This is a genomic window from Gordonia sesuvii, assembly GCF_036350415.1.
GTDB lineage: Bacteria > Actinomycetota > Actinomycetes > Mycobacteriales > Mycobacteriaceae > Gordonia > Gordonia sesuvii.
On record NZ_JAZDUF010000005.1, the window covers coordinates 374,026 to 383,604 of the forward strand.

Annotated in this window: 7 protein-coding genes; all 7 read left to right on the forward strand. The window is 68.3% G+C overall.

Annotated elements, in window-relative coordinates:
* The first annotated feature begins 60 nt into the window (after nt 1-60).
* The 7 genes from VZC37_RS18470 (at nt 61) to VZC37_RS18500 (ending at nt 9,448) form a co-directional block, all read left to right on the forward strand.
* Nucleotides 61-1,071, forward strand: a complete 1,011-nt coding sequence (locus VZC37_RS18470; RefSeq protein WP_431309445.1) for an FAD-binding oxidoreductase — start codon at nt 61-63, stop codon at nt 1,069-1,071.
* A 13-nt stretch (nt 1,072-1,084) separates the two neighbouring features.
* Nucleotides 1,085-2,320 carry a sarcosine oxidase subunit beta family protein gene (locus VZC37_RS18475; protein WP_330434409.1) on the forward strand — a complete coding sequence of 412 codons (1,236 nt, stop codon included), beginning with the start codon at nt 1,085-1,087 and terminating at the stop codon, nt 2,318-2,320.
* A gap of 17 nt (nt 2,321-2,337) precedes the next feature.
* Nucleotides 2,338-2,637: a sarcosine oxidase subunit delta gene (locus VZC37_RS18480; protein ID WP_330434411.1), complete on the forward strand. Its 300-nt coding sequence runs from the start codon at nt 2,338-2,340 to the stop codon at nt 2,635-2,637.
* The gene (locus VZC37_RS18485) at nt 2,634-5,480 is read left to right on the forward strand and encodes a 2Fe-2S iron-sulfur cluster-binding protein (RefSeq protein ID WP_330434412.1); all 2,847 of its coding nucleotides are present in this window, start codon (nt 2,634-2,636) and stop codon (nt 5,478-5,480) included. Before VZC37_RS18480 ends, VZC37_RS18485 begins: the two co-directional genes overlap by 4 nt.
* Nucleotides 5,473-6,054, forward strand: coding sequence for a sarcosine oxidase subunit gamma (locus VZC37_RS18490; protein ID WP_330434414.1), 582 nt, complete (start codon nt 5,473-5,475; stop codon nt 6,052-6,054). Before VZC37_RS18485 ends, VZC37_RS18490 begins: the two co-directional genes overlap by 8 nt.
* Before the next feature lie 9 nt (nt 6,055-6,063).
* Complete coding sequence (purU, locus tag VZC37_RS18495; RefSeq protein ID WP_330434417.1) at nt 6,064-6,912, forward strand: formyltetrahydrofolate deformylase; 849 nt, start codon at nt 6,064-6,066, stop codon at nt 6,910-6,912.
* Between the two features lie 73 nt (nt 6,913-6,985).
* Nucleotides 6,986-9,448: a GcvT family protein gene (locus tag VZC37_RS18500; protein ID WP_330434419.1), complete on the forward strand. Its 2,463-nt coding sequence runs from the start codon at nt 6,986-6,988 to the stop codon at nt 9,446-9,448.
* Nucleotides 9,449-9,579 lie beyond the last annotated feature (131 nt).

The following is a 9,579-nucleotide window of genomic DNA, read 5'->3' on the forward strand; positions in this document are numbered from 1 at the left end:
ACCGCTACCGCCACGGACCACCACCTCGTGTGCGTCGACCGCGCCGATGTCACCCGCGACATCACCACCTTCACCTTCCGCGTACTGCCGCACACGGCCCTCGACGCCGCCGGCTCCGGTTCCGGCACCGAGTCGTTGACGCTGGTTTTCCAGCCCGGACAATTCCTCGCGTTCACCCTGCAGATCGACGGCCGGGAGGTGCAGCGCTGCTACAGCATCTCCTCACCGCCGACCCGGCCCGGGACCATCTCGATCTCCGTCAAGCGGGTCGTCGGCGGACACGTCTCCAACTGGCTGCACGACAACATGGTGCCCGGGATGATGGTGTGGGCGTCGGGCCCGATGGGACGGTTCAGCTTTCACGCCCGGCCCGCCGACAAATACCTGTTCATCTCGGCAGGAAGCGGAATCACCCCGGTGATCTCGATGGTCCGGACCATCACCGATTCCGAGGCGCCCACCGACATCGTTTTCGTGCACAGCGCCCCGACGGTCGAGGACATCCCCTTCCGCGACGAACTCGAGGACCTCGCACAGCGCTACCCCAACGTGAACCTCGCGTTCGCGGCGACCCGCATGCCGGTCGACGAACTGCCCGAGTGGACCGGCCACCGCGGCCGGGTGGATCAGCAGATGCTCGCCCGGGTCTGCCCCGACCTCGGTGAGCGCGTCGTCTTCCTCTGCGGTCCCGGACGGTTCCGCAGCGGCGTGCGCAGCGCTCTCCTCGCCGCGGGTGGTGATCTGTCGCTCATCCATGAGGAGAGCTTCGGATTCAGCCTGCCGACCGCCGACGACGCCACCGATCCCGCGGGTGTCGTCGTCGACTTCACCCGACGCTCGCGCCGCATCACCGTCGCGCCCGGGACGACCATCCTTGCGGCCGCGGCCGCCGCCGGGGTCACCCTGCCCTCGACCTGCGGTGTCGGACTGTGCGGCTCCTGCAAGGTGACCAAACTGTCCGGCGACGTGGTGATGAATCACCAAGGCGGCATACGCAACCGCGAGATCACCCAGGGCAAGATCCTGCTCTGCTGCTCCGAACCCCTCTCGCCCGTCGAGATCGACTTCTGAAGGAATGACCACGATGACACCGCCTCGGCCGCCCGGCGGGGACCTCCCCCATCATCCCGACTTCCTCTGGCACAACCCGGAACCCGAGTCGACCTATGACGTCGTCATCGTCGGCGGTGGCGGCCACGGTCTGGCCACCGCCCACTATCTGGCCCGCAATCACGGCATCACGAATGTGGCCGTGCTGGAGCGTGGTTGGCTGGCCGGCGGGAACATGGCACGCAACACCACCCTGATCCGGTCCAACTACCTGTGGGACGAGAGCGCCGGCATCTACGAGCACTCCCTGAAACTGTGGGAGGGCCTCGAGGGCGAGCTCGGCTATCCGATCCTGTTCAGCCAGCGCGGCGTGCTCAACCTGGCCCACACCGAGCAGGACATCCGCGACAGCATCCGTCGCGTGGAGGCCAACCGCCTCAACGGTGTCGACGCCGAGTGGCTCGACCCCAAGCAGGTCGCCGAGGTGTGCCCGATCGTCAACACGTCGGCGGACATTCGCTACCCCGTCCTCGGCGCCACCTTCCAGCCGCGCGGCGGGATCGCCAAGCACGACTACGTCGCCTGGGGTTTCGCCCGCAGCGCCACCGAAGCCGGCATCGACATCATCCAGAATTGCGAGGTGACCGGGTTCGTCACCGACGGTGACCGGGTGACCGCGGTCGAGACCACCCGCGGCCGGATCGGGGCGGGCACCGTCGCGTTGTGCGCCGCCGGTCACACCTCCACGCTCACCGACCAGCTCGGCTTCCGGGTTCCCGTGCAGAGTCACCCGCTGCAGGCACTCGTCTCCGAGCTACTCGAGCCCATCCACCCGACTGTGGTCATGTCGAACGCCGTGCACGTGTATGTGTCGCAGGCCCACAAGGGTGAGCTGGTGATGGGTGCCGGCGTCGACTCCTACAACGGCTACGGCCAGCGCGGCGCCTTCCACATCATCGAACGTCAGATGGCTGCCGCCGTGGAACTGTTCCCGGTGTTCGGCCGCGCCCGGCTGCTGCGCACGTGGGGTGGCATCGTCGACGTGACCCCAGACGCGTCACCCATCGTCGGCGCCACGCCGTTCGACAACCTGTACCTGAATTGTGGTTGGGGTACCGGCGGATTCAAGGCAACCCCCGGTGTCGGATGGTGCCTCGCCCACACCATCGCCACCGGGGCGCCGCACGACATCAACGCGCCCTTCACCCTCGACCGCTTCGTCACCGGCGCGCTCATCGACGAGCACGGCGCCGCGGCAGTGGCGCACTGAACCGGAGGATCAGCCCGATGCAACTCATCGAATGCCCGCATTGCGGACCCCGCGAGGAGACCGAGTTCCACTACGGCGCCGCTGCCGGCATCGCCTATCCCCCGGTCCCCGCCGACCTCGACGACGAGGCGTGGGCGCACTATCTGTTCTTCCGCCCGAACCCCAAGGGCGTCATGACCGAACGCTGGTTCCACGGAGCCGGGTGCCGGCAGTGGTTCACCGTCGACCGCGACACCGTCACCTACCAGTTCGTCGGCACCCCCACCGTCTCTCGTGTCCGCCCCGGCATCGACGTCGCCGATGGAGCACCCTCATGACCCAGCCCTACCGCGTGCCGGCCCATCGCGTGCCTGAGGGCGGCCGCATCGATCGCGACCGCGCCATCGAGTTCACCTTCGACGGCACCACCTACACCGGCCATCCCGGCGACACCCTCGCTTCCGCGCTGCTGGCCAACGGAATCCGCACGATCACGACCAGCGTCAACCTCGGCCGCCCGCGCGGCATCACCGGATCGTGGGCCGAGGACGCCACCGCCCAGGTCGGCGTCGACGCCCCGTTCGTCGAGCCGATGGTCCCCGCGACCACCGTCGACCTGTGCCCCGGACTCGCCGCGCACGGTGTCCCCGGCTGGGGCAAGCTCAGCGCCGACCCCGACCCCGCCCGCTACGACTCGCTGCACCACCACCCCGACGTCCTGGTCGTCGGCGCCGGGGCGGCCGGGTTGATGGCAGCACTGATGGCGGCGCGGGCGGGGTGCACGGTCCTGATGGTCGACGAGCGGAGCGATCCGGGCGGCGCCAGCCCGTGGGCTTCCTGGGTGCAGGGCGCGGTCGACGAGTTCGACGCGTATCCGAGGACCACCCGGCTGACCCGCACCACCGCGTTCGGCGGCTACGACGACGGCTTCGTGCTCGCCGTCGAGCGACGCACCGACCATCTCGGGTCCGACGCCCCGGCACACATATCCCGGCAGCGGGTGCATCGCATCCGGGCCCGCCGGATCGTGATCGCGACGGGTGCGCATGAGCGCCCGATCGTGTTCGCCGACAACGACCTTCCCGGTGTGACGCTCACCGGTGCGGCGGCCGACTACCTCCGCCGCTTCGGGGTGCTGGTCGGGACGTCGTCGGTCGTCTTCACCGCCTGCGACTCCGCCTACGATGCGGCGTTCACCCTCGCCACGGCGGGGATGACCGTCCGGGCGATCGTCGACGTCCGGCCGGTGGTTTCCCGCGATCTGACCGAGCGTGCACAGCACCTGGGTATCGACGTCCACACCTCGGGCATGGTGCTGCGCGCCGTCGGCGAAGGCGGCGCGGTGACCGGGGCCGAACTCTCCCTGCCCGGTCAGCCCGCCGGCACGATCGTCGACTGCGACACGCTCCTCACCAGCGGCGGCTGGAATCCGGCGGTACATCTGTGGAGTCAATTGCGCGGTGCCATCGCCTTCGATGAGCACGCCGGCGCCTTCGTACCCACGGGCGATCTACCGAACGTCGAGATCGTCGGTGCAGCAAACGGTTTGGTCACCACGGGCGCCTGCCTCACCGACGGACGGCGCGGTGGACTCGCCGCACTGCGATCGCTCCGGCACACCCTGCCGGAGTACCGTGGTGTGCCGCGCGTCGACGAGCGCACCCCGGCCGCGCCCGCCGTGTGCTGGCGGGTGCCGGCCGAAGCCTCCTCGGCGACCACCTCTTTCGTCGACCTGCAGCGTGACGCGACCGTCGCCGACATCGCCCGCGCGATCGGTGCCGGGATGCGTTCGGTGGAACATGTCAAGCGCTACACCACCATCGGTACCGGCCACGACCAGGGCAAGACGTCGGGCATCGTCGCGTCCGGTATCACCGCTGAGCTACTCGGTATCGGTATCGGCGACGCCGGCACCACCACGTTCCGGCCGCCCTACACTCCGGTCTCGTTCGCGGCGTTGGCCGGGCGGGACCGCGGGGCGCTCTACGACCCGGTCCGGCGCACCCCGATCCACGACTGGCACGTCGAGCGTGGCGCCGTGTTCGAGGACGTCGGCCAGTGGAAGCGGCCCCGCTACTACCCGCGCGGCGGGGAGGACATGGAGTCGGCCGTGCTGCGCGAATGCGGCGCCGTGCGTAGTGGTGTCGGCATCCTCGACGGCTCGACCCTGGGTGTCATCGATGTCGCCGGACCAGACGCACCACGGTTCCTCGACCTGCTCTACACCAACATGATGAGCAGTCTGGCCGTCGGCAAGGTGCGCTACGGCGTCATGTGCGGCCCCGACGGCATGGTGCGCGACGACGGCACCGTACTGCGCGACGCCGACGACCGCTACACCGTGTACACCACCACCGGCAACGCCGCCGCCATCCTCGACTGGATGGAGGAGTGGCATCAGACCGAATGGCCCGAGCTGCGGGTGTGGACGACGTCGGTCACGGACCAGGTCGCCACCTTCCCGGTCGTCGGGCCGCGGTCGCGTGACGTCGTCGGCGCGGTGTTCGCCGAGTTGGACGTCTCCAACGAGGCATTCGAGTTCATGGGCTGGCGCGACACGACGTTCGGCGCCGACGTGCCGGTGCGGATCGCGCGGATCAGCTTCTCCGGCGAACTCGCCTTCGAGGTCAATGTCGGAGCGGGCCACGCCCCGGCGGTGTGGCGGGCGCTCGTGGAAGCCGGTGAACCGTACGGGATCACGCCGTACGGCACCGAGACGATGCATGTCCTGCGCGCCGAGAAGGGCTATCCGATCATCGGTCAGGACACCGACGGCACCGTCAGCCCACACGACCTCGGCATGAGTTGGGCGGTGTCCAAGAAGAAGCCCGACTTCATCGGCAAGCGATCGTTCGCCCGTGCATCGAACACCGCGGCCGACCGCAAGCAGCTCGTCGGTCTGCTGCCCACCGACGGCTCGACCCGGCTGCCGGAGGGATCACAGATCATCGACCATAGCGGCGACCGCACCCTGCCGCCACCGCCGGTCCCGATGCTCGGCCATGTCACCTCCAGCTACCGAAGTGCCGAACTCGGCCGCCCGTTTGCGCTGGCCCTGGTCAAGGGCGGGCAGGCGCGTCTGGGGGACCGGCTCGACGTTCCCATCGGCGATGTCCTGTGCGAAGTCGAGGTCACCTCAACGGTTTTCGTCGATCCGGAAGGAGCACGCCGCGATGGCTGAGCTGATCGGAGCCCCCACCGGCCCCCTGGATGCCTGGGCGGCGCGGTTCGCCGGCCTCGCACCGGCGGTGTCGCTCGCGTCGAACCCGGTGTCGCAGGTGATCGTCCGCACCGACGACGTCGGCGTCATCGAGGCGCTCGATCTGCCGGCGACGTGCCGAATCCGGCGGTGTGAGAGCGAGACCGCGATCTGGCTCGGTCCGGATGAGTGGCTACTCACCCACGAGGGAATGGCGCCGCACGAGTGGGTTGCGGAGGTGGAGGCTCGACCAACGAATAGTGCCTATGTGCTCGACGCCTCCGGCCAGCGCACCCGCCTGGTTCTCGGCGGCCCGCATGCGACAACCATCCTGCGGCACGGTTGCGCGATCGATCTGTCGCGGGAGGCGTTCGGCGACAACGATGTCGCGCAGACCCTGCTGGCCCAGGCAGGCGTGATCGTGCACCGCGACTACAACCGGAACGGGGCCGGTGACGGCTTCGTACTCTACGTCCGTAGTTCGTTCGCCGAGTATCTCGCGGAGTGGATCGTCGACGCCGCCACCGAGTATCTCCTCCCCCAACCGACTGTCTGAGGGACCGCCATGTCCGATGTGTTCACCCTGACCCTGCGTTGTCCGTCCCGTGCCGGGATCATGCACGCGATCAGTTCGTTCTTGTACAGCCACGGATGTGAGGTGATCGACCACCGACAGTTCGACGATCCGATCACCCACACGCTGTTCGTGCGGACGGAGTTCACGTCGGCGCGGGCGTCGACCGGGGCCGAGCTGGCCGCCGCCTTCGACTACCTGGCCAGCGGACTGGACGCGACCTACGAGGTCAGTGACCATGCGCCGCAGCGCATCCTGGTGATGGTCTCCAAGCTCGGCCACTGCCTCAATGACCTGATCTTCCGGTGGCGGGCTGGCACGCTGGGCGGCGAGCTCGTCGCGGTGGTGTCGAATCACACCGACCTGCAGGCGATGGCCGAATCGGCCGGACTGCCGTTCCATCACGTCCCGATCGCCCCGGACACCAAGTCCGACGCTGAGACCGAGATGCTGCGCCTCGTCGACGAGTACGACGCCGACCTCGTGGTGCTCGCGCGCTACATGCAGATCCTGTCGGATCAGACCTGTGCCGCGCTGCGCGGCCGGGCGATCAACATCCACCACTCGTTTCTGCCGGGGTTCAAGGGCGCCAAGCCGTATCACCAGGCACACGAGCGCGGTGTGAAGTATGTGGGCGCCACCGCCCACTACGTCACCCCCGACCTCGACGAGGGACCGATCATCGAGCAGGAGGTGATCCGCATCGATCACACCCATGATCCGCGGCGTCTCGCGACGGTCGGCAGCGATGCCGAGGCGCTCGCGCTGTCGCGGGCCGTCCGTTGGCATTCCGAACGCCGGGTGCTGATGAACGGCACCAGCACCGTCGTCTTCAGTTGAACACCACCGTTGGTCGAGTAAGCCCGCGAGGAACGAGCGAGCGCATCGAGGCCCCAACGCAAAGGACCCACCCATGACCACCTCCCCGAAAGTCGTCATCGTCGGCGCCGGCATCGTCGGATCGTCGCTTGCCGACGAGCTGACCGCGCGCGGCTTGACCGACGTGACGGTGCTCGACCGCGGTCCGCTGTTCGCCACCGGCGGTTCGACGTCGCACGCCCCGGGACTGGTGTTCGCGACCAATCCGTCGAAGACGATGACCGAACTCGCGTCTTACACGCTGGAGAAGTTCTCGTCGCTGCGACATCCCGACGGCTGGTGCTTCAACCACGTGGGCGGGCTGGAGGTCGCGACCACCGAGCGTCGCTGGAACGACCTGCACCGCAAGGCCGGTTGGGCGGCGTCGCGCGGCGTGGAGTATGAGCTGCTCGGCCCGTCGGAGGTCGCAGCTCTGCATCCGCTGGTGGACCCGGACACCATCCTCGGCGGCCTGCACACTCCGCGCGACGGCCTCGCGAAGGCGGTGCGTGCGGTGGAGGCGCAGGCGTGGCGGGCGATGGAACGCGGTGCGACATTCGTGGGCCACCAGGACGTCGTCGAGGTGATCGAGACCAACGGTCAGGTCCGCGGGGTCCGCACCACCACCGATGTGTTCGATGCCGACATCGTGGTGTGCTGCACAGGATTCTGGGGCCGTGAGTTCGGGCGGCGCGTGGGTTTGACCATCCCGCTGGTCCCGATGGCGCATCAGTACGCCTACACCACCCCGCTGGCGTCACGGCGCGACGCCAACTCCGCACTCGCCGAGGCGTCGTTGCCGATCCTGCGGCACCAGGACCAGGATCTGTACTTCCGCGAGCACGGCGACCGGCTCGGCATCGGCTTCTACGGCCATCGACCGATGCCCTCGGATGTCAGAGCGCTCGACTACGATTCGACGATCTCGCCCGACGAGATGCCGTCGAAGCTCATGTTCACCCCCGACGACTTCGAACGGGCGTGGACCGAAAGTGTCGCGCTGCTGCCCGAACTCGGCAACGGCAAGGTGGAGGACGGGTTCAACGGCATCTTCTCGTTCACCCCGGACGGGCAGTCGATCATGGGGCAGCACCGCGAACTCGGCGGCTTCTGGGTCGCCGAGGCGGTGTGGGTCACCCACTCGGCCGGCGTGGCCCGCACGATGGCCGAGTGGATGATCGACGGCACCCCGGGTGTCGACGTGCATGAGGTGGACCTCTATCGCTTCGAGGACGCGGCCTTGTCCGACGAGCACATCCTCACCACGAGTTCGCAGGCGTTCGTCGAGGTGTACGACATCATCCATCCGCACGACCAGCGTGTGGCGCCTCGGCAGGTCCGCACCAGCCCGTTCTACGACCGCGAGGTGGCGCTGGGGGCGGAGTTCTGGGAGGCCGGGCTGTGGGAACGCCCGGCGTGGTACGAGTCCAACGCCGCGCTGCTCGAGCAGATGCTCGCCGACGGCCTGACCGTCCCCGAGCGCGACGAGTGGTCGGCGCGGAACTGGTCGCCGATATCGGTGGCCGAGGCCGCGCACACCCGTAGCCATGTCGCCGTCTACGACATGACCCCGCTGACCCGCTACGAACTCTCCGGTGCCGGGGCGCTCGACCTTCTCCAGCGGCTCACCACCAACAATCTCGACAAGTCGGTGGGATCGGTGACGTACACCCTGATGCTGGACGAGAACGGTGGTGTCCGTTCGGATCTGACGGTCGCGCGGCAGGCCGAGGATATCTTCCAGATCGGCGCCAACGGTCCCGCCGACCTGGACTGGATCAGCCGCCACCTGCCTGACGACGGCTCGGTGCGGCTGCGCGACATCACCGGCGCGACCTGCTGCATCGGGCTGTGGGGCCCGCGCGCGCGTGACGTGCTCGCGCCTGTGACCCCGGCCGACCTCACCAACGACGGGCTGCGGTACTTCCGATCGATCTCGACGATGATCGGCTCGGTTCCGGTCACCCTGATGCGGGTCTCATATGTGGGTGAGCTCGGCTGGGAGATCTACACCTCCGCCGAGTACGGGCGGGCACTGTGGGACACGATTTTCGCGGCCGGTGAACCGCACGGCATCATCGCGGCCGGACGGATCGCCTTCAACAGCCTCCGCATCGAGAAGGGTTACCGGTCGGCCGGTACCGACATGACCACCGAGCACACCCCGTCCGCCGCCGGACTCGACTTCGCGGTGCGGATGGGCAAGGCGGTCGAGTTCGTCGGCAAAGCTGCGCTGGCGCAGCGTGAGTCGACATCCCGGCTGCGCACCGTGGCGCTGACCGACCCGGCCGCGGTGGTGCTCGGCAAGGAGCCGGTGTCCATCACCGGTGAGGTGGTCGGGTACGTCACCAGCGCCGGGTGGTCCGCCACCGTCGGCACCTGTCTCGCCTATGCGTGGCTTCCCGCCGATGTCGCTGACGGCACGGAGGTCCAGATTGCCTACCTGACAAAGTCATACACCGCTACCGTGGTCGCCGACCCCGTCGTCGATCCGGAGATGGCACGCATCAAGAGGTAACCGCCCCTTCGTGACGATCCTCCGCTAGCGCTCCGGATCTCCTAGTAATAGGGCGTGGAGGTTGTTGCTGGAGGGACATCCTTCTTGCTGTGGTTGACGGGCTTGGTGTCCCAATGCACAGAAAGAAGGAT

What these genes read in the sequence shown, in the direction of transcription:
- VZC37_RS18475 (WP_330434409.1), top strand. Translation starts at nt 1,085, where the DNA reads ATGACACCGCCTCGGCCGCCCGGCGGGGACCTCCCCCATCATCCCGAC.
- VZC37_RS18485 (WP_330434412.1), top strand. Translation starts at nt 2,634, where the DNA reads ATGACCCAGCCCTACCGCGTGCCGGCCCATCGCGTGCCTGAGGGCGGC.
- VZC37_RS18500 (WP_330434419.1), top strand. Translation starts at nt 6,986, where the DNA reads ATGACCACCTCCCCGAAAGTCGTCATCGTCGGCGCCGGCATCGTCGGA.
- VZC37_RS18480 (WP_330434411.1), top strand. Translation starts at nt 2,338, where the DNA reads ATGCAACTCATCGAATGCCCGCATTGCGGACCCCGCGAGGAGACCGAG.
- VZC37_RS18490 (WP_330434414.1), top strand. Translation starts at nt 5,473, where the DNA reads ATGGCTGAGCTGATCGGAGCCCCCACCGGCCCCCTGGATGCCTGGGCG.
- purU (WP_330434417.1), top strand. Translation starts at nt 6,064, where the DNA reads ATGTCCGATGTGTTCACCCTGACCCTGCGTTGTCCGTCCCGTGCCGGG.